The sequence below is a fragment of the Pseudoflavonifractor sp. SW1122 genome, from assembly GCF_012027765.1.
In the GTDB taxonomy this organism is placed as follows: Bacteria; Bacillota; Clostridia; order Oscillospirales; family Oscillospiraceae; genus Enterenecus; species Enterenecus faecium.
The window spans coordinates 1-18374 of sequence record NZ_SJOS01000052.1 but is presented as its reverse complement, the minus strand read 5'-3'; the positions used below and the strand labels follow the sequence as shown (position 1 = coordinate 18374).

Annotated in this window: 19 protein-coding genes; 16 read left to right on the top strand and 3 right to left on the bottom strand. The window is 59.0% G+C overall.

The window, feature by feature from the left end; translation table 11 throughout:
• The 4 genes from E0L15_RS10315 to E0L15_RS10300 all read left to right on the top strand — a co-directional run.
• A partial coding sequence (locus tag E0L15_RS10315; protein ID WP_168125529.1) for a toxic anion resistance protein occupies positions 1-1066 on the top strand: 1066 nt, incomplete at its 5' end.
• Between the two features lie 18 nt (positions 1067-1084).
• Positions 1085-1603: a TPM domain-containing protein gene (locus E0L15_RS10310; RefSeq protein ID WP_168125528.1), complete on the top strand. Its 519-nt coding sequence runs from the start codon at positions 1085-1087 to the stop codon at positions 1601-1603.
• Positions 1604-1616: 13 nt separating this feature from the next.
• Positions 1617-2030: a hypothetical protein gene (locus E0L15_RS12590; RefSeq protein WP_206020619.1), complete on the top strand. Its 414-nt coding sequence runs from the start codon at positions 1617-1619 to the stop codon at positions 2028-2030.
• A 261-nt stretch (positions 2031-2291) separates the two neighbouring features.
• Positions 2292-4610, top strand: coding sequence for a YfhO family protein (locus E0L15_RS10300; RefSeq protein ID WP_168125527.1), 2319 nt, complete (start codon positions 2292-2294; stop codon positions 4608-4610).
• Between the two features lie 48 nt (positions 4611-4658).
• On the opposite strand, the gene E0L15_RS10295 is transcribed toward E0L15_RS10300, so the two are convergent.
• Complete coding sequence (locus tag E0L15_RS10295) at positions 4659-5417, bottom strand: tRNA 2-thiocytidine biosynthesis TtcA family protein (protein WP_168125526.1); 759 nt, start codon at positions 5415-5417, stop codon at positions 4659-4661.
• A 217-nt stretch (positions 5418-5634) separates the two neighbouring features.
• On the opposite strand from E0L15_RS10295, the gene rplM reads away from it, so the two are divergent.
• The 6 genes from rplM to E0L15_RS10265 all read left to right on the top strand — a co-directional run bounded on the left by rplM (position 5635) and on the right by E0L15_RS10265 (position 10453).
• The gene (gene rplM / locus E0L15_RS10290; protein ID WP_087230877.1) at positions 5635-6066 is read left to right on the top strand and encodes a 50S ribosomal protein L13; all 432 of its coding nucleotides are present in this window, start codon (positions 5635-5637) and stop codon (positions 6064-6066) included.
• A gap of 14 nt (positions 6067-6080) precedes the next feature.
• A complete protein-coding gene (gene rpsI, locus E0L15_RS10285) occupies positions 6081-6485 on the top strand; it encodes a 30S ribosomal protein S9 (RefSeq protein WP_087230881.1) in 405 nt (134 codons plus the stop codon).
• Positions 6486-6676: 191 nt separating this feature from the next.
• A complete protein-coding gene (locus E0L15_RS10280; RefSeq protein ID WP_168125525.1) occupies positions 6677-7282 on the top strand; it encodes a glycerol-3-phosphate acyltransferase in 606 nt (201 codons plus the stop codon).
• A complete protein-coding gene (locus E0L15_RS10275) occupies positions 7270-8382 on the top strand; it encodes a glycosyltransferase (protein WP_168125524.1) in 1113 nt (370 codons plus the stop codon). Before E0L15_RS10280 ends, E0L15_RS10275 begins: the two co-directional genes overlap by 13 nt.
• A gap of 106 nt (positions 8383-8488) precedes the next feature.
• Complete coding sequence (locus E0L15_RS10270; RefSeq protein WP_168125523.1) at positions 8489-9637, top strand: glycerate kinase; 1149 nt, start codon at positions 8489-8491, stop codon at positions 9635-9637.
• 108 nt (positions 9638-9745) lie between these two features.
• Positions 9746-10453 carry a hypothetical protein gene (locus tag E0L15_RS10265; protein ID WP_168125522.1) on the top strand — a complete coding sequence of 236 codons (708 nt, stop codon included), beginning with the start codon at positions 9746-9748 and terminating at the stop codon, positions 10451-10453.
• Between the two features lie 16 nt (positions 10454-10469).
• Here the strand turns inward: E0L15_RS10265 and E0L15_RS10260 are convergent, their stop codons facing one another.
• The gene (locus E0L15_RS10260) at positions 10470-11390 is read right to left on the bottom strand and encodes a LysR family transcriptional regulator (protein WP_168125521.1); all 921 of its coding nucleotides are present in this window, start codon (positions 11388-11390) and stop codon (positions 10470-10472) included.
• A 135-nt stretch (positions 11391-11525) separates the two neighbouring features.
• Here E0L15_RS10260 and E0L15_RS10255 point away from each other — a divergent pair, with 135 nt between their 5' ends.
• The 4 genes from E0L15_RS10255 (at position 11526) to E0L15_RS10240 (ending at position 14982) form a co-directional block, all read left to right on the top strand.
• On the top strand, positions 11526-11783 hold the full coding sequence (locus E0L15_RS10255) for a hypothetical protein (RefSeq protein WP_168125520.1): 258 nt from the start codon (positions 11526-11528) through the stop codon (positions 11781-11783).
• Complete coding sequence (locus tag E0L15_RS10250; RefSeq protein WP_168125519.1) at positions 11780-12625, top strand: DUF3737 family protein; 846 nt, start codon at positions 11780-11782, stop codon at positions 12623-12625. The genes E0L15_RS10255 and E0L15_RS10250 overlap by 4 nt, the downstream gene beginning before the upstream one ends.
• Before the next feature lie 3 nt (positions 12626-12628).
• Entirely contained in the window at positions 12629-13117 is a 489-nt protein-coding gene (locus E0L15_RS10245; protein WP_168125518.1) for a cyclophilin-like fold protein, read from the top strand.
• A gap of 164 nt (positions 13118-13281) precedes the next feature.
• On the top strand, positions 13282-14982 hold the full coding sequence (locus E0L15_RS10240; RefSeq protein WP_168125517.1) for an ABC transporter ATP-binding protein: 1701 nt from the start codon (positions 13282-13284) through the stop codon (positions 14980-14982).
• A 43-nt stretch (positions 14983-15025) separates the two neighbouring features.
• Here E0L15_RS10240 and E0L15_RS10235 read toward each other — a convergent pair whose 3' ends face one another.
• Positions 15026-16012: a type II CAAX endopeptidase family protein gene (locus tag E0L15_RS10235; RefSeq protein WP_168125516.1), complete on the bottom strand. Its 987-nt coding sequence runs from the start codon at positions 16010-16012 to the stop codon at positions 15026-15028.
• Positions 16013-16200: 188 nt separating this feature from the next.
• Here E0L15_RS10235 and E0L15_RS10230 point away from each other — a divergent pair, with 188 nt between their 5' ends.
• The gene (locus E0L15_RS10230; RefSeq protein ID WP_168125515.1) at positions 16201-16572 is read left to right on the top strand and encodes a BlaI/MecI/CopY family transcriptional regulator; all 372 of its coding nucleotides are present in this window, start codon (positions 16201-16203) and stop codon (positions 16570-16572) included.
• A complete protein-coding gene (locus tag E0L15_RS10225) occupies positions 16569-18146 on the top strand; it encodes a M56 family metallopeptidase (protein WP_168125514.1) in 1578 nt (525 codons plus the stop codon). The genes E0L15_RS10230 and E0L15_RS10225 overlap by 4 nt, the downstream gene beginning before the upstream one ends.
• Positions 18147-18374 lie beyond the last annotated feature (228 nt).

Genomic DNA, 18374 nt, shown 5'->3' with positions numbered 1-18374 from the left:
GGCCCCCGCCGCTCCCACTCCTGCCCCCCAGGAGGCCATGGCAGAGATTCAACTCTCCCCCCAGGAGCAGCAGATGGTGGAGGATTTTGCCCAGAAAATTGACCTCACCGACACCGCCATGGTGCTCCAGTACGGCGCTGCCGCCCAGAAGAACATTGCCGACTTCTCGGAAAACGCCCTGAACAACGTGCGCACCAAGGACCTGGGCCAGGTAGGTCAGGCTCTGTCCTCCCTGGTGGTGGAGCTGAAGACCTTCGGCGAGGAGGAGAAGAGCGGCATTTTCGGCTTCTTCCAGAAGAAGAAAAAGGAGGCCATGGCCTTGAAGGCCAGCTTTGACAAGGCCGATGCCAACGTGGATAAGATTGTGGCGGTGTTGGAAAACCACCAGCTGACCCTGATGAAGGACATCGCCATGCTGGACCAGATGTACGATCTGAACACCAAATATTATAAGGAGCTGACCATGTATATCCTGGCGGGCAAGAAGGCTCTGGACAAGGCCCGCACCGAGACCCTGGCCCAGCTCCAGCAGACTGCCACCCAGACCAAAACCCAGGAGGCAGCCCAGAAGTACAACGACTACGCCAACCTGTGCAACCGCTTTGAAAAGAAGCTCCATGACCTGGAGCTGACCCGCATGGTGTCCATCCAGATGGGTCCCCAGACCCGGATGATTCAGAACAACGATGCCCTGATGCTGGAGAAGATTCAGTCCTCTCTGGTCAACACCATTCCTTTGTGGAAGAGCCAGATGGTGCTGGCCCTTGGCCTGGAGCACTCCCGTCAGGCCGCCGCAGCCCAGAGCGCGGTGTCGGATATGACCAACCAGCTGCTGCAAAAGAATGCAGAGATGCTCCACATGGGCACCGTGGAGGCCGCCCGAGAGTCCGAGCGGGGCATTGTGGACCTGGAGACCCTTCAACACACCAACCAGCAGCTCATCGCCACCCTGGACGAGGTCATGGACATCCAGACCCAGGGCGCACAGAAGCGCCGGGAGGCAGAGGTGGAGCTTCAGCGCATCGAGGGTGAGTTGAAGCAGAAGCTGCTGGAACTGCGGGGCTGATCCCCGGGGTGACCTTGGATGAAACTATTCAAACGAACCGGCGTGGCCGTCCTACTCACCGTCATGATGATCATCCTGGCGGTGGGCATCGGTCTGGCCCGCCGACCCGGCAGCGGCGGACACGTTGCCACCACCCAAGATGCCCCGTGGTTCGTCTCTGACCAAGCCGGGGTGCTCAGCTCCTCCGGCATCAAGCAGTTGGAGAGCAACAACCGCTCTCTGGACAGCTCCATGGGTGTGGTCATCGGCTGTCTCACCTGCAACTACGGAAAAGAGGACCTGGGCAACTACGCCATGGAACAGGCCGAAAAAATGGGCCTGGGCGCCAACGATTTTATCGTCGTGCTGGATATCTCGGGGGAGAACTACTGGCTCATTCAGGGCAGCGGCCTCACCGACCTGTTCACCGACGACGACTGCGCCGCCTACGCCCATGAGTATATGGAGGAGCCCTTTGCCAAGGGAGACTACACCCAAGCCCTGCTCTCCCTCTCCGACGCTTTGACCCAGTGGTATCAGACCCACTATCTGGCCTAACTTGGGAGGTATTATGGATATCTTAATCATCTTCCTGCTGATACTTGTGGTGCTGGCCCTGAGGGAGGGCTCCCGGTACCGCCAGTATCGGGGCGGCTACTACGGCCCCAACTACATGTACCGTCCCTTCTGGTTTTTCCCCCCTCGTCCCCATCACCATCATCATCACCACCCTCACCCGCCCATGGGTGGGCGTCCTATGGGTGGCGGTCGGCCCATGGGTGGACGGCCTGGACATGGCCCCTCCACCTCCTTCCGCGGTCCCCGTCCCGGCGGCGGGTTCGGCGGTGGACGCTCCAGCCGCCCTGGCAGTTTCGGAGGCGGTCGCTCCTTCGGGGGCGGCGGCCGTTCGTTCGGAGGTGGCCGCTCTTTTGGCGGCGGTGGAGGCCGTTCCTTCGGCGGTGGCCGAGGCGGCGGACGGCGCTGACCTTTCCAGACCTGTCGCAACATACGCCCATTGCCCAACCGCATGGGCAGACAATCCCCCAGTCACCTGCGGTGACAGCCCCCTTTACACAAGGGGGCCTAAGGGCAGCACCGGACCCCAAGCCTCCCTTGTGTAAAGGGAGGTGGCCCGGCGTATGCCGGGTCGGAGGGATTGACAGACATAGCCAGGCCTGTTGCAGAATCACAATTTTGCAACAGGCCTTTTTCTGTTTTCTTACTTCCACCACAAGAGGTGATTTTGTTGAAATCCCGTATAAACCAAACGCCCCTGCTATACGCTCTGGCCTTTCTCGTCCCCGTCCTGCTTCTGCTGGTGGTCTATACCCGTTTGGGGCTGGCCCCCTGGGGGGACAACACCATTCTGATGTCCGACATGTCCTCCCAGTATGTGGAGTTCTTCTGTGCCTTGAAGCACGGGGATGTGTTTTTCTCCTGGTCCAAGGCCCTGGGCACCTCCTACATCGGGGTGTTCTCCTATTACGTCTCCAGTCCCCTGTCCCTGCTCACTTTGCTGGTGCCCAATGAGTACATGCCCATGGGATTGATGTTCCTCACGGTGTTGAAGGTGGGACTGGCGGGGCTGACCTGCTGCATCTTCCTGCGCTCCTACCTCCGGCACAGCGCCCTGTTTCTCCCCATGCTCTCCACCTGCTACGCCCTGTGCTCCTACACCGCCGCCTACTCCCTGTGCATCATGTGGCTGGATGGGCTCATCTGGCTGCCTGTCATCCTCCTGGGATTGGAGCGGATTCTGGCAGGACAGCGGCCCTGGCTGTTCTTTGGCAGCTTGGTGGTGTGCTTTGTCTCCACCTGGTACATCTCCTATATGATCGGTATCTTCTGCTGTGTGTGGCTGGTCTATCGGGAGTGGTGTGAGGTCCCTGCGTGGAAGGACCTGTTACGCCACATCCGGTCTTTCCTCCTCTCCGCTCTGGCCGCCCTGGGGGTCACCGCCTGGATGTGGGTGCCCTCCCTGCTGGCCATTTTCAGCGGAAAGCTGGGGGACGCCACCATGGACTACTCCAGTCTCACCAACTTTCCCCTGTGGCAGCTGCCCAGCCGCCTGTTCTCCGGCCAGCCAGCGGGACTGACCAACTCTGCCCTGCCCTATCTGTTCTGCGGCACAGTGATCTTGATGCTGGCGCTAGTCTTTTTCTTCTCTCCCGCCATTTCCGGCCGGAACAAGCTGGCCGCTCTGGCGGTGCTGGTGGTGCTGGTGCTCTCTCTGTGGCTGTCCCCCCTGGACAAGGTGTGGCACCTCTTCAAAATGCCCAACTGGTTCCCCTATCGGTACAGCTTCGTCTTCTCCTTCTTCCTGGTGGTTCTGGCTGGCCAAGTATTGGCAGCCCTGCCAAAGTCCTTCACCACCTGGAAACTGGCCCCGGTGGTGACCCTGGTGCTGTTCTGTCTCACCGCCTGGGAGCTGGGCTACAACACCCAGACCACCATGCTGGACATTCGGGAGGTGTTCCACTGCCAGTCCTACGCCGACTACGTGGCCTACTACCAGGAAAATGAAACCCTGGTGGAACAGGCCCAGGAGGCGGACACCGACTTCTACCGCATGGGGGCCACCTACGACCGGGGCGACAACAGCCCCCTCTCCTTCGGCTATGCCGGGATCACCCACTACAGCAGCATTTACAACAAACAGGTCAACACCTTCTTAAAGCAGGTGGGCTTTGCCCAGGGCTGGATGTGGAGTGTCTACTACGGCTCCACCCCCGTCACCGACAGCCTGCTGGGCATCCGCTATGTGCTCAGCGACCAGGAGTTCCCTGGCTATGAAGAGGCGGGCCACAGCGGCAGTCTGACCCTGTGGGAAAACCCGGACGCTCTGCCCCTGGCCTATGTCTCTCAGGGACAGGTTTCCACCATTCTTCCCCGTGGGTACACTCCCTTTGAGACCCAGACATATCTGCTCAACCAGCTCACCGGCTCCACCCAAGAGGTATTCTCCTCTATTGATTTGGAGGTACAGGAAGGTGCTAACCAGATCACCCTTCGCATCCACGGCACCGGAAATCCCGTCTACGCCTATCTGGACCAAAACGGGTTCACCGCTCTGTCTGTGGACGGCGAGCACCGCTGTTCCCTCACCCCCTATGAGGAGCAGCGCATCCACTACCTGGGCACTCCTGCTGAGGGTGAGACCCTGGAGGTAACCATCGCCTGCAACACCACCCTGTCCAACCTGGACTGGAATGCCCTGGTGCAGCAGCTGGACCAGGATGCCCTCAGCGACGCACTGTCCCTGTTGGACAACACCCAGGTGGATACAGTCACCAACTCCCGCGTCTCCCTCCAGGCCACCGCCGACACCTCCTCCACTCTGGTCACCACCATCCCTGCCGAGGACGGCTGGACGGCCTATGTGGACGGGAAAAAGGTGGACACCGGGGTGTGCTGGGACACCTTCCTCACCGTGGAACTCACCCCCGGCACCCACCAGGTCACCTTCCGCTATACTGCGCCCGGGCTCACCCTGGGCCTGGGTCTGGGCGGCGTCACCGTTGTAGCCTTCCTGGGCTGGCTGGTGTGGAAACGAAAAAAAGCCTGATGGACTCAAAATGCCGTGGTGCAACCAAGCACCACGGCATTTTTCTGGTCAATGTTCTTTTGTGGGCTCCTCGGCCAAGGGGCGGCGGCGGTACTCTCTGGGCCCCCACTCGGGCAGGGGCAGGCGCTGCATGGCCCCAAACACATAGTTTTTCAAATTGGGGTAGGTCTTGGACAGCTCCGCCACCAGCTCCTTCACCTCCTGGCGGCGGGTATTTCCATCCGCCGGACAGGGGTTGTGGACGATGGGCAGGTTGTGCCGCTGGGCGGCCCCTCGCACCATTCCCTCCCCGCAGTAAAGCAGGGGGCGAATCTGGGTGATCCCCATGCGGTCCAGGTAGGTCACAGGCTGGAAGCAGGACAGCCGTCCCTCATAGAAGAGGGAGAGAAAGAAGGTCTCCACGGCATCGTCGTAGTGGTGGCCCAAGGCGATCTTATTCAGCCCCAGCTCGGCCATGGCATTGTGGAGAGCCCCCCGGCGCATCTTAGCGCACATGGAGCAGGGATTCTTTTCCTTGCGCACATTAAAAATAATGTCAAAGATCTGGGTCGGGATGATATGATAGGGCACCTCCAGCTGGTCACACAGGGTTTGCACCGGGCCGAAGTCCATCTCCGGCACGCCGGGATGCACCGTCAAGGCGTGGAGTTCAAAGGGCACGGGGTAGAACTTTTGCAGCCGAGCCATGGCGGTGAGCAGCACCAGGGAGTCTTTTCCCCCCGAAACCCCCACAGCGATACGGTCTCCGGGCTGAATCATATCATAATCCTCGATACAACGGCGCAAATGGGATAAAATCAGCTGCATTTGTTTGACCTCCAAATAGCAAAATGAAAACGAGATTTTAAGAGTATTCAAGAGAACACACGAGAATACAAGAGTATATAAAACACAAATTAAAAAAAGCATGTTTTTTTGTTGACACCAGGCAACCCCCGTATTATAATACATCCTGCGCCTTCTTGTAAAGGAAGGAAACCCCGTGTTTTTTTATAATAAATCAAGATAAATGGAGGAAACCGATATGTCTACCTTTATGGCAAACAAGGGTAACATCGAGCGCAAGTGGTACATTCTCGATGCTGCCGGCAAGCCTCTGGGCAAGACCGCTGCCGCCGCCGCTACCCTGCTGCGTGGTAAGCACAAGCCCGAGTACACCCCCCACGCCGACTGCGGCGACTTCGTCATCGTCATCAACGCTGACAAGGCCGTCCTCACCGGCAAGAAGGGCGAGCAGAAGTTCTATCGCACCCACTCCGGCTATGTGGGCGGTCTGAAGGAGACCAAGTACCGCATCCTGATGCAGGAGAAGCCCGAGCTGGCTATGCGTGTGGCTGTGCGCGGCATGCTGCCCCGCAACATCATCACCAAGGACTCTCTGAGCCGCCTGAAGATCTATCGTGGCGACGCTCACAAGCACGAGGCTCAGAAGCCCGAGGCTTGGACTGTTGAATAAGGAGGTAACCGACTATGTATAAGAGCAAGAAGCCCTATCACTACGGCACCGGCCGTCGGAAGTCCTCCGTGGCTCGTGTGCACCTGTTCCCCAACGGCACCGGCTCCATCACCATCAACGGCCGTGACATCGAGGAGTACTTCGGCCTGGAGACCCTGAAGATGGTGGTCCGTCAGCCCCTGAACACCACCGGCGTCATCGGCAAGGTGGACGTGGTTGCCACCGTCACCGGCGGCGGCGTCACCGGTCAGGCTGGCGCTCTGCGCCACGGCATCTCCCGCGCCCTGCTGGAGATGGACCCCGAGTTCCGCGCCTCTCTGAAGGCTGCCGGCTTCCTGACCCGCGATCCTCGTATGAAGGAGCGTAAGAAGTACGGCCTCAAAGCCGCCCGTCGCGCTCCCCAGTTCAGCAAGCGCTGATTTCTGGCTATATCCTTTCAAAATCCCGGAAACTATATGGTTTCCGGGATTTTTCTATGTATTCTATGGTATTCCTTCCTTATTGAACCTCCTTCTGTGTGGACAGATCCGTTTGACAAATGGAGCAGACCGTTGTAAAATGCCTTTTTATGACTTCATGATCCATTCTTTGTTTGAAAGGGACGACTGTTTTGAGAACCATCCTTTACGCCTTGTTGGCATACCTCTCGGGTAGCGTGCTGTATGCCCAGATATTCGCCAGGCTTTTCCACAAGCCAGACCTCATAGAACGGAGCAATGACCACAATCCCGGCACCGCAAACGCCTTCCAGTATGGCGGCTTCTGGTGCGGTGTGCTCACCCTTGTCTGTGATCTGCTCAAAGGATTTATCCCCGTGTTCGTCTTCCTGGCCGGGCCTAAGCCAGATCCCATTGCCTGTGCCCTGGTGCTGGCCGCCCCAGTGATTGGACACGCCTTCCCCGTGTTTTACCGCTTTCAGGGAGGAAAGGGCATTGCCGTCACCTTCGGTTGCCTGCTGGGCCTCATCCCCATCTGGCAGCCAGTGGCAACGCTGGCCATGTATTTCATATTATTTTCTGTCGTGCTCCAAATCAGCCCCCACTTTTACCGCACCCTGGTGGCCTACCTCTGTGCCCTGGTCCACATGATTTTCATTGTGAAGATTCCCGCCATCTGGATGGGATTTTTGGTCATCTCTGGGGTGGTCCTGTTGCGGCTACATATGAGCAAGGAGCAGAGAGAACAAATTGAGGTGAAATGGGTATGGACGCGCTGATTCTCTCTTGTGGCACCGGAGGCGGGCACGACTCCGCCGCAAAGGCGATTGTGGAAGAACTGCACATGCGAGGCCATCACGCCGTCATGCTCAATCCCTACACTCTGCGCAGTCAGTCCCTTGCCCGGAGAATCAACGGTGCCTATATCTCCATGGTACAGAACACGCCCCGGCTGTTTGGCGCCGTCTACACCGCCGGGGAGCTGTACCGGAAATTGCCGTGTCGGTCGCCGGTGTATCACGTCAATCATCGGATGGTTCCATTTATGAAAAAGTATCTGGCCAGCCATTCCTATGACGTGATTATCACCACCCACCTGTATCCGGCGGAAATCCTCACCAACATGAAAAACAGGGACCTTCAGATTCCCAAAACCATCTTTGTCTCCACCGACTACGTCTGCATTCCCTTTACCGAGGAGACCAACTGCGACGCCTATGTCATCCCCGCCCCGGACCTGGCCTCTGACTACGTGCGCCGAGGCGTTCCGTTAGAGAAGCTGCACCCATTGGGTATCCCCACAAGTCCCGTCTTTTCCAACCGCCAGAGCAAAGAGGAGGCCCGCAGACGCCTGCATCTGGACCCCCACAAAAAATATATCCTGACGGCAGGAGGAAGCATGGGCGGCGGCACCATCCGAGAGACCATAGAGACACTGATGGACGGGGTTGCCCAACGTCAGGATGTGTCTCTGGTGGTTGTCTGCGGCAACAACCAAGAGCTGTACAACGCCCTCACAGAAAAACGCCCTAAAAACACCTTGATCGTGGGGTACACCCAGGACATGGCAGACTATATGCGGGCCTCGGACCTGTTTGTCACAAAGCCCGGGGGTCTCTCCTCCACCGAAGCGGCCGTATGCGGCATTCCCATTTTGCATACGGCGGCCATCCCCGGCTGTGAAACCTGCAATGCCCAATACTTCCACACCCATGGCATGAGCCAAGTGTGTCAGGACCCTCACCAGCTCATGGAAATTGCCCTAGACCTTCTGTTCGACCAGGCCCAGTGCGATGCCATGGTGGCCCGTCAACGTGCCACGTTGGACGGGTCCGCCAGAGGGATTCTCTGTTCCTTTGCGGAATATCTATCAAAATAGCTCCAAACACCCCCGGAACACTCGTTCCGGGGGTGTTCGTCTTGTATGGGGAAACTCCCTGTGGTATCATGAACCCAAGAAAATTACCAGCTTAGGAGGTCTCTTTATGAACATTGTAGTGGCCATGGACTCGTTCAAAGGCAGTCTCTCCTCCATGCAGGCGGGCCAAGCGGTTCGGGCAGGGATTGCCCAAGCAGACCCCAGCGTATCGGTGACCGTCCGTCCCCTAGCAGACGGCGGCGAGGGCACCGTGGAAGCTCTGATCTCCGGCATGGGCGGCCAATGGCAGCAGGTGACCGTGACCGGGCCGTTGGGGGCTCCTGTGGTGTGCTCTTATGGCATTCTCCCCGCCACAGGCACCGCGGTGGTGGAGATGTCCGGGGCTGCGGGTCTCACCCTGGTGCCGAAGTCCCAGCGCAATCCCCTATACACCACCACCTACGGCGTGGGGGAGGTCATCCGAGACGCCATGGCCAAGGGCTGCCGCCGTTTCCTGGTGGGCATCGGAGGCAGTGCCACCAACGATGGAGGTGTAGGCATGCTCCAGGCCCTGGGCTACGGCTTTTGGGACGCGGAGGGTCGCCCCATCCCTCACGGCGCCCAGGGGCTTTCCCAGCTGGCACGCATCACCTGCGACGGAGTCCTCCCCCAGCTGGCCCAGTGTGAGTTCCGGGTGGCCTGCGATGTCACCAATGTTCTGTGCGGCCCCCAGGGTTGCAGCGCCGTCTACGGCCCCCAGAAAGGGGCCACACCTGAAACCATTCAGGATATGGACCAATGGCTATTCCATTACGCCCAGCTGGCCCAGGCCGTGTGCCCAGACACCGCCCACCCCGACGCACCGGGAACAGGTGCTGCCGGAGGGTTGGGCTTTGCCTTCCAAACCTTCACCCGCGGGGTGCTGGAGCCAGGAGTTTCCATCGTGCTGGAGGAGACTCACCTGGAGGACTTCATCCGGGACGCCGATCTGGTTATCACCGGAGAGGGACGGCTGGACGGACAGACCGCCATGGGCAAGGCCCCGGTGGGAGTGGCCCAGCTGGCCAAACGGCACCACAAGCCAGTGGTAGCACTGGCGGGCTGCGTCACCCCAGACGCTACCGCCTGTCACGCCCAGGGCATCGACGCCTTCTTCCCCATCCTCTCTGGCCCCTGCTCCCTGGAGCAGGCCATGGAACCGGACACTGCCCGGGCCAACCTGGCCGCCACCGCTCAGCAGGTGTTCCGGCTGTTTCAAGCTGGCATGACAAACTAACCTCCTTAGAAAATCAGGGTTGACAAAACCAGGTAGGGTATTGTATACTCTCGTTCAGTTAGCTTTCGCTAACTGCAAAAAATAAAGATTTCCCCAAGGAGGAATGGTATGTACCCCTACATTCTGGTATCCATCGCCCTGGCCCTGCTCTTTGCTGTGAGCTGTCACGGGGCCATCCGAAAGCGCCCCGGTGTCTTCTACGCCCTGGCCATCCTGTTGGTGGTGGGTGAAGTGCTCTACTACAGCCTGGGCCTTCGGGCCACGGCCCCCCAGTGGGTGAACACCTACATCGTCAATCTCTTCACCCGGGGCACGCTGCCCACCGCCCTGTTCATGGTGGTGATGTATGTGGGGGCGCTGGACCACCGCAGACCGCTGGTGCGCAAGCTGCTGGCCATCCGAGGCCCTCTGTCCACTATGGCCTGCATTCTCACTCTGGGCCACAACCTCATGTACGGCATCCGGCATTTTGTCATGCTGTTTGTGGCCCCGGAAACCATGCGGCCCACCACTCTGGTGGCAGCCATTCTCTCCCTGCTCATGATCCTCCTCATGATTCCTCTCATGGTGACGTCCTTCTCCCGTGTCCGCAGCCGCATGAGCGCCGCCAGCTGGAAACGGTTGCAGCGCCTGGCCTATCTCTTCTTTGGGCTGATTTACGCCCATGTGATGGTGTTGTTTGTCCCCCAGTTCTCCCACAAATATCTGGACATCATCCTCTACACCGCCATCTTCGGGGGCTATCTGGTCCTGCGTGTGGCCAAAGCCCTGAAGGTTCACGAACAGAAAAAGGCGTCCTATCTCCGATGCGCCTGAAAAAACTCCCCGGAACTCATACAGTTTCCGGGGAGTTTTCTGTCTCTTGGTCTGTCAGCAGCCCCTTGAGCTGCTTTAAAAAACATTCCGACGCCTTGGAGAACACCTGGTAGCGTTTCCAGATGATAGACGCCTCCGACCGCATGGTGGGAGACAGAGGTCGGAAGCACAGGGGGCTATCCCCGCTGACGTTGATGAGCTGGTCAAAGCACAGGGCATAGCCCAGCCCCTCCTCCACCATCAGGGAGGCGTTGAACACCAGATTATAGGTGGCCACGATGTTCAGCTTGGCATAGTCCCGCTCAAACCACTTGGTCAAAGACCAGTTGTCCGCCTTCTGGGCGGAGACAATCAGGGGCTTATCCCAGAGGTCCTGAGGCTGAACATACTCTTTGTCTGCCAGCGGGGCGTCCTTGCGCATGAGCACCCCCCAGGTGTCGTGAACAGGAACCTTCACCGAGCTGTAGATACTGGTGTCCACCGGGCCATAGACCACACCGAAGTCGATGAGCCCCCGGTCCAAGTAGTCCTGGACAAAGGCCGCATTGCCGCTGCGCACATGGTAGTGGATGTCGGGGTATTTGGCCTGGAGCTGTTTGGCTGCCCGGGCAAACAGGCGAATCATATCCGATTCCCCCGCCCCGATGTACACATCCCCCGCCACCACCTCGTCGGACAGGGAAATCTCCCGCTCTGTGATCTGCACCAGCTCCAAAATTTCCTCTGCCCGCTTGCGCAAAATCATCCCCTCTTCGGTGAGCAGCACCTTTCGGGACCCCTTGGTGCCCCGGATGAGCAGCTGTTTCCCCAGCTCCTCCTCCAGAGCCTTGAGCTGGGTGGAGAGGGTGGGCTGGGAGAGGTGCAGCGATGCCGCCGCCCCGGAAATGCTCTGTTCCCTTGCCACCGCCAAAAAATATTGTAATACCCGCAGTTCCACGCCTCTCGCCTCCTTTTTCCCCAGTATACCACCCACAGCTATAGCTTTCAACTATATCTCATCATTTAGTATAAGTATTTGATATATAGAAACCTCCTCGGTATACTGGGTATCGAAATGGAAGGTGAGCAAGGGATGACCACACAGGACCTGATCTTGAATCTGAAAGCCGCCGGGCTGGACACCCCACAGGTAGAGCAGTACCTGGCCTACGGGCAGGCGGAAAATACCGCTCAGCAGCTACAGCTTCTGTCCCGTCACCGGGCGGCCCTGTTGGACCGGGTGCACCAGATGGAAAAACAGATTGGGTGTCTGGACTATCTGGTCTACCGGATTCAGCGCCGCCCCGCTGACCCCCACACCAGTTCTAGAAATGGAGGAACGACACCATGAGACACATCCACCATGAAACCTTTGACCAGGAGCGAGCCCTGTACGGCCAGCGGGACATTCAGGTCACCGACTGCGCCTTTGACGGCCCCGCTGACGGGGAGAGCGCCTTCAAAGAGGGGGCCAACATCCAGGCCCTGCGCTGCTTTTTCAACCTGCGCTATCCCTTCTGGCACGACGACGGCCTGGTGATTCGGGACAGTGAGCTGACCCCCATGTGCCGGGCGGCCCTGTGGTACTCCCACCACATTGAGATCACCAACACCAAGCTCCACGGCATCAAGGCTCTGCGAGAGTGCGGTCAGGTGGCCCTGCGGGACTGTGACATCATCTCCCCGGAGTTTGGCTGGTCGGTGCACGACATCACCATGGACCACTGCACCGCAGAGAGCGAATATTTTATGATGCGCTCCACCAATCTGCGCTTCACCGATGTGACCTTCCGGGGCAAATACTCCTTCCAGTACATCGAGGATGCCGTCTTCGACAACTGCCGCTTTGACACCAAGGACGCCTTCTGGCACGCCAAAAACGTGGTGGTGCGCAACAGCGTGGTGAAAGGCGAATATCTGGCCTGGTACTGTGAAAACGTGACCTTTGAGCACTGCACCATCATTGGCACCCAGCCTCTGTGCTACTGCAAGGGTCTAAAGCTGGTGGACTGCCGCATGGAGGACACCGACCTGGCCTTTGAAAAGAGCGACGTGGAGGCTACGGTGCTCACCCCGGTGGTGAGCATCAAGAACCCTCGCTCCGGCCGCATTGTGGTGCCCTCTGTGGGCGAGATCATTCGGGACGACCCGGAGTCCCGGGGCGAGATTCTCTGCGGCTCGGACGCCCAATAACCCATGAAGCGGATTGGATATGCCCTGTGGACCGTGGTGCTGGTTCTGTGTCTGGCGGCCTGTTCCACCGCCTCCCACCCCAGTCCCACCTCTACCATTTCGCCGGAACCAAAGGAGGATACCACTGTGGACACGCACACCTTCTATCTCACGGTGGAGGGAGTCACCTTCCCCGCTACCTTTGCGGACAACCAGGGCGCCGAGGCCCTGGCGGACCTGCTCACCGACGGCCCCCTCACCCTCTCCCTGGAGGACTACGGCGGCTTTGAAAAGGTGGGTAGCCTGGGCCAGTCCCTCCCCACCAGCAACACCCACATCACCACCCAGTCCGGGGACATTGTACTGTATCAGGGAAAACAAATTGTTCTCTTTTACGGCTCCAACGCCTGGAGCTACACCCCCCTGGGACAGGTCACCGACCTCACCGGATGGCAGGAAGCCCTGGGCCACGGGGACGTCACCGTTACCCTCTCCCTGACGGCACCTCATTGACTTGCCTTCCTCCGTGCAGTAAAATATCATCGAAGATACCACTCCATTACCCCCGCTCCTCCAGCGGGGGTATCCTGTTAGGAGGGAGCACCATGTCGGTGAACATTTACAATGGGGAGTCTTTCCACATCCGCTAAGGAAATTTCGGAAAGGACTCCCCAAATATGAACAAGACAACTTGTACTTCGATTTGGCGTCTGGCTGGCCCTGGCGCCTTGGTTTGTTATGCCCTTCTGGCCCCCCTGTCCGCCCTGTGTTCCACCCTCTTCGCCCTGTCCCTCCAGCCTGTGGTGGACACCGGTCTCTCCGGAGACCTGGCCCGATTCGGGCTTGCCTGTCTGGCTGCCTTCCTCCTGGGGGCGGTGGATTTGGCCCTGAACCACTGGACGGTTTGCAGACAGGCGGCCCTCGTCCATCGCTGCACCAACAGGCTGTGCCAGCACTACCTGCACCTGACCCTAGCCCAGAAGGTGGAGCGGCTCCAAGGCCAGGACAGCGCCGCCTATCTCTCCAAGCTCACCGCCGACGCCCCTCTCATCTCCACCGGCTACCTGGGCAACGCCCTGGACCTGTACCGCAGCGCCTGGAGCCTGGCTGCCTCTCTGGCGGTGCTGGCAGCGGCAGGCTGGGAGTTGGCGGCTCTGGCAGTGCTCTGTGCCCTGGTCTCCCTGTCCCTGCCCAAACTCCTCCAGCAAAGCGCTGACCGGGCCGAGACAGTGTATCCGGACGCCAACCGCACCCATCTGGCCCAGGCCCAGGAGATACTGACCAACCTTCTCCTCATCCGCCTGCATGGGTTAGCGTCTGAACAGGAGGTCCGCTATCGCAACGCCGCTACCCAGGTGGAACAGGCGGACAACCGCCGCCAAGTGGTCCGGCAACGAATGAACACCCTGGGCAGCGCCATCAGCCAGCTCAGCTTTGTGCTCCTGCTGGCTGGGGCCATGCTGCTGGTCATCCAGGGCAAACTCAGTGTGGGCTATACCATGTCCCTCACCCAGCTGTTGGGCGGGGTCATGTTCCCCTTTGAGGTGCTGCCCGGCTATTGGATGGCCCTGCAAACGGGAAAGCGGCTGTACCGCTCCAATCTGGAGCAGCTGCAAAGTGGGCTGGACACCCCCGGAATCCAGCCCCTCTCCCATCCGCCCAGACAGCTGGCCCTCCACGGCGTCTCCTTCGCTTATCCCCACCGCCCCCCGCTGGTGGAGAACCTGACCCTGCGTCTGGACTGCACCAAAAAGTATGCCCTGGTGGGGTCCAGCGGCAGCGGGAAAAGCACCCTGGCCAAGCTGCTGCTTGGGTTTCTCACCCCAACCCAGGGCTCCGTCACATTGGACGGTATCCCCCTGGACCAGATAGAAGCCGGTTCTCTCTACCGTGCGGTGGGCTACCAGAGTCAGAACAACACCTTCTTCCGGGACACTCTGGAGCACAACATTCTCCTGGGCCGCTCCCGCTCCCCGGAAGACTGGAAGCAACTGCTGCAACAAGTGCAACTGGCCCACTGGGTGGCACAGCTTCCACACCAGGCCCGGACCGTTGTGGAGGAAAACGGGAAAAATCTCTCCGGCGGCCAAGCCCAACGGGTGGCTTTGGCCCGGTGTCTGGCGGGAAAACCTGCCTTTCTGGTTCTGGACGAGATCACCTCCGCCCTGGACCCCCAGACCGCCGGGGCGCTGATGGACACGGTGCTGGCCCTGGAGGGCGTAGGGCTGCTGGCCATCACCCACGACCTGAATGGAGCGTGGCTAAAACGGTTTGACTCCATTCTCGTCCTCCGGGATGGGGTGCTCATAGAACAGGGCTCTTGGGAAGTGCTCATGGCCCGGCGGGGCGAGCTGTATCGTCTCTCTGTGAGAACATAAAAAATGCCTGGAATCCGAGGATTCCAGGCATTTTCATGTCATGTCATAAGTTGAAGCTAAAGACCACAACACAGACCACGACAAACAGAATAAAGCCCACATTGGCGTATACCGTCTTGACCCGACCCTCCCGGGGCAGCTCCTCGGGGGTAGGCCGAAGGGTCAGAGACTTGCGCATAACGATCCCAATCACCAGGCCCGCAATGACCAGCACCAGCTGCACTACCACATAGGCCAGGTAGATGAGCAGGCCGGGCAGAATGGCCGCCAGCATCTCCTGGTCCAGATTCTGGGGGTTCAAGTTGGACAGGGCATCCAAGTCCAGGTTGGACACCACCCACAGAGGCACCACCGAGCCCATGAAGTTGATGATCATGTGCATCAGCACAGGATAGCGGAGGCGACGGGTGCGCAGGTACACATAGGCAAAAATCAGGCCCATGCCGAAGGCGTAAAAGAACTGAAACAGATTCATGTGGAACAGAGCGAAGGTGAGAGCGGAGAACACCATGGCGGTCTTCTCCCCATACTGGGCGCAGCGGTCCAGCAGCTGCTTACGGAACACCAGCTCCTCCACCAATGGGGCCAAAATCACAACGGTAAACAGAATCAACGGATTTCCACCGCTGACCATGGCCTCCACACCGTTTTGTGCCGTTCCGCCGGACAGAAGCCCGGACAAGAAGGTGCCAACCAGATTTCCGATGAACATCACCGGGAAGCACATCAGCAACAGCGCCCAAAACTTCCCTCCTCCCAGTTTGGTCTGGGACTGCTCCACCACGGGCATCTTGCGGAGAATCAACAAAAACAGAGGCACACCCACCAGGTACTGCGGGATAAAGGAAGCCGCCCACAAAAACCAGGCGTTCTCTAACACGTTCACACCCATGGCAAACAACACGCCCCCAATCGCCACTGCCACAAGCTGCAGCACGACGATGACCATCGCATAGGCACACAGGGCCCATCCCAATCTGCCAAAGCAGGACTTTGCTTTCTCCACTGATACCAAGTTCTCTTCCTCCATGTGGTATTCCCTCCCATTCCTCTCTCGTTTGGGGTCTTGCTTTCGCCCATTCTCTCATATCTTCCACAAAGAATCAATCCCCCTGTGCAACTTCTCTCCCCTCACCCTCTATCTTTCCATTGACAGCTTCAATCGAATGCGTTAGACTAACAGTGTAATCGAACGCATTCGACTAAGGAGGTGACACCATGGACACGCCGAAGATTTTTGAGAGCGAGTACCGTTTCTGCCTGATTTTGTGGGAGCACGAACCCATCAAAAGTGGGGAGTTGGTGGCGCTGTGCAAAGAGCAGCTGGGGTGGAAAAACTCCACCACTTACACGGTCATCAAGCGTCTGACCCAGCGAGGAGTGCTGAAGAACGAGAACACCATTGTCACCTCTCTGGTCTCCAAGGACCAGGTGCAGGCCGCTGAGATCGACGAGCTGGTGGAGACCAAATTTGAGGGTTCGCTCCCCGCCTTTGTGGCGGCCTTTACCCGCCACCAGAAGATGACCCAGAAGGAGATCGACCAGGTACAGGCGATGATCGACCAATTTAGAAAGGGGAATGGGCCATGACTGAGCTGTTTTTGCACATCGTAAACATCAGTATTTCTGCCAGCTGGCTGGTGTTGGCGGTACTTCTGGCCCGCCTGGTGCTGAAGCGGGCCCCAAAATGGGCCCATGTGCTGCTGTGGGGTATTGTGGGGGTGCGGCTCATCTTCCCCTTCTCCCTGGAGAGTGCTTTGAGCCTCATTCCCAGCGCCGAGACCATCTCCCCCACCATTCTCACCGACGGCATCCACAGGGTCTACACCGGATTTCCCACCCTGAACCAGTCCATCAATCCCGTACTCTCCCAGGCCGCTACCTCTACCACGGACGCCGCCCCCAATCTCCTGGAGATCTGGCTTCCGGTTCTGGCGGTCCTCTGGTTCTTTGGTGTGGCGGCGCTGCTAGGTTGGAGTGCCGTGAGCTATCTGCGCCTGCGGCGGCGGGTGGCCACGGCGGTACGTTTGGAAGACAACCTCTACCAGAGTGAGGCGGTGCTCTCCCCCTTCGTGCTGGGGTTGGTTCACCCCCGGATTTACCTTCCCTTCTATCTGGACCAGGACACCATGGAGCACGTGGTGGCCCACGAGCGGGCTCACATCCAGCGCAGAGATCACTGGTGGAAACTCCTGGCCTTTGTGCTGCTGAGCGTGTACTGGTTCAACCCTCTGCTGTGGCTGGCCTATCTGCTGCTGTGCCGAGATATTGAGCTGGCCTGTGACGAGAAGGTGGTGCGGGGCATGGAGCCCCGGCAGCGGGCGGACTACTCCCAGGCACTGCTCTCCTGCTCGGTGCGCCGCCCTGCCATTGCCGCCTGTCCCCTGGCCTTTGGCGAAGTGGGAGTGAAGCAGCGGGTGAAATCGGTGCTGCGCTATCGGCGGCCCACCGTTCTGGCGGTGGCCGCCTCGGTGCTGGTGTGCGTCCTGGTGGGAGTGTGCTTTCTCACCGATCCCCCCATGTCCCGAGGCTTCCCCATGCAGGGACACAATGTGGCAGATTTAGACCCCCAGGAGATTGTAGAGCAGATCGCACACATGGAGGGGATCCAGTATCCCTCCGAACTCAACGTCAACACCGACCAGTTTGAAGTGCTCCTCAACGCAGACTTCCAGTGGGAAAAATCCGGCACCGTTCGCTTTTTCTACACCCAGCACAACCAGACTTACCGCGCACAGCTGCGGCTGAATCTGGAGGACAGCACGTATACGGTCACCCAGCCCACCACCTGTCCAGAGCAGACCACCATATACGGACTGCGGGACTATTTGGAGGCCTTGAAGTATCTGCCCCAGGAGGAAATTCGCCGTCTGGCCCCAGATGCTGACCAATTTTCCATCACCCATGTGGCCGAGGGTATTCCAGGTGGTGAGCGCACCATCACCTACACCGACGACGGGGTGAGTGACCTGGGTGGATGGTTCATCCACCTGGTGGTACAGCCCCTGTATCAGGATGCCAGCGGCGGGTACCAAGGTACCGGAGACGAAGCCATCCACCTGTTCTACGGCAGACCCCCCCGCCCAACGCCTGGCCACCTATTGGGGCGCAGACCTCCCCGGCACCTTTCAGCTGAAAACTCCAGACACCTCCCTGGATTTTGACGCATCGTATCTGGAGCTATTCAGTGATGGCTCCTTCACCTGGTCCCGCTCCATTCTCATGAGTTCTGTCACTCGGGGGCACTATGAGGAGACAGCGAACACCCTGACCTTGTATATATACAGCGACACCATCTATGTATTTGATAAGAAGGGGGACACCCTGCTCTACAATGCGTACGCCTCCACGCAATCTCTGCCCATGGAGGAGTGGGCGTATCTGCCCGGCGC

Excerpts from the sequence above, each read along its gene's own strand:
- E0L15_RS10310 (WP_168125528.1), top strand. The coding sequence starts at position 1,085 with ATGAAACTATTCAAACGAACCGGCGTGGCCGTCCTACTCACCGTCATG.
- E0L15_RS12590 (WP_206020619.1), top strand. The coding sequence starts at position 1,617 with ATGGATATCTTAATCATCTTCCTGCTGATACTTGTGGTGCTGGCCCTG.
- E0L15_RS10295 (WP_168125526.1), bottom strand. The coding sequence starts at position 5,417 with ATGCAGCTGATTTTATCCCATTTGCGCCGTTGTATCGAGGATTATGAT.
- rplM (WP_087230877.1), top strand. The coding sequence starts at position 5,635 with ATGTCTACCTTTATGGCAAACAAGGGTAACATCGAGCGCAAGTGGTAC.
- rpsI (WP_087230881.1), top strand. The coding sequence starts at position 6,081 with ATGTATAAGAGCAAGAAGCCCTATCACTACGGCACCGGCCGTCGGAAG.
- E0L15_RS10275 (WP_168125524.1), top strand. The coding sequence starts at position 7,270 with ATGGACGCGCTGATTCTCTCTTGTGGCACCGGAGGCGGGCACGACTCC.
- E0L15_RS10270 (WP_168125523.1), top strand. The coding sequence starts at position 8,489 with ATGAACATTGTAGTGGCCATGGACTCGTTCAAAGGCAGTCTCTCCTCC.
- E0L15_RS10265 (WP_168125522.1), top strand. The coding sequence starts at position 9,746 with ATGTACCCCTACATTCTGGTATCCATCGCCCTGGCCCTGCTCTTTGCT.
- E0L15_RS10255 (WP_168125520.1), top strand. The coding sequence starts at position 11,526 with ATGACCACACAGGACCTGATCTTGAATCTGAAAGCCGCCGGGCTGGAC.
- E0L15_RS10250 (WP_168125519.1), top strand. The coding sequence starts at position 11,780 with ATGAGACACATCCACCATGAAACCTTTGACCAGGAGCGAGCCCTGTAC.
- E0L15_RS10245 (WP_168125518.1), top strand. The coding sequence starts at position 12,629 with ATGAAGCGGATTGGATATGCCCTGTGGACCGTGGTGCTGGTTCTGTGT.
- E0L15_RS10240 (WP_168125517.1), top strand. The coding sequence starts at position 13,282 with ATGAACAAGACAACTTGTACTTCGATTTGGCGTCTGGCTGGCCCTGGC.
- E0L15_RS10235 (WP_168125516.1), bottom strand. The coding sequence starts at position 16,012 with ATGGAGGAAGAGAACTTGGTATCAGTGGAGAAAGCAAAGTCCTGCTTT.
- E0L15_RS10230 (WP_168125515.1), top strand. The coding sequence starts at position 16,201 with ATGGACACGCCGAAGATTTTTGAGAGCGAGTACCGTTTCTGCCTGATT.
- E0L15_RS10225 (WP_168125514.1), top strand. The coding sequence starts at position 16,569 with ATGACTGAGCTGTTTTTGCACATCGTAAACATCAGTATTTCTGCCAGC.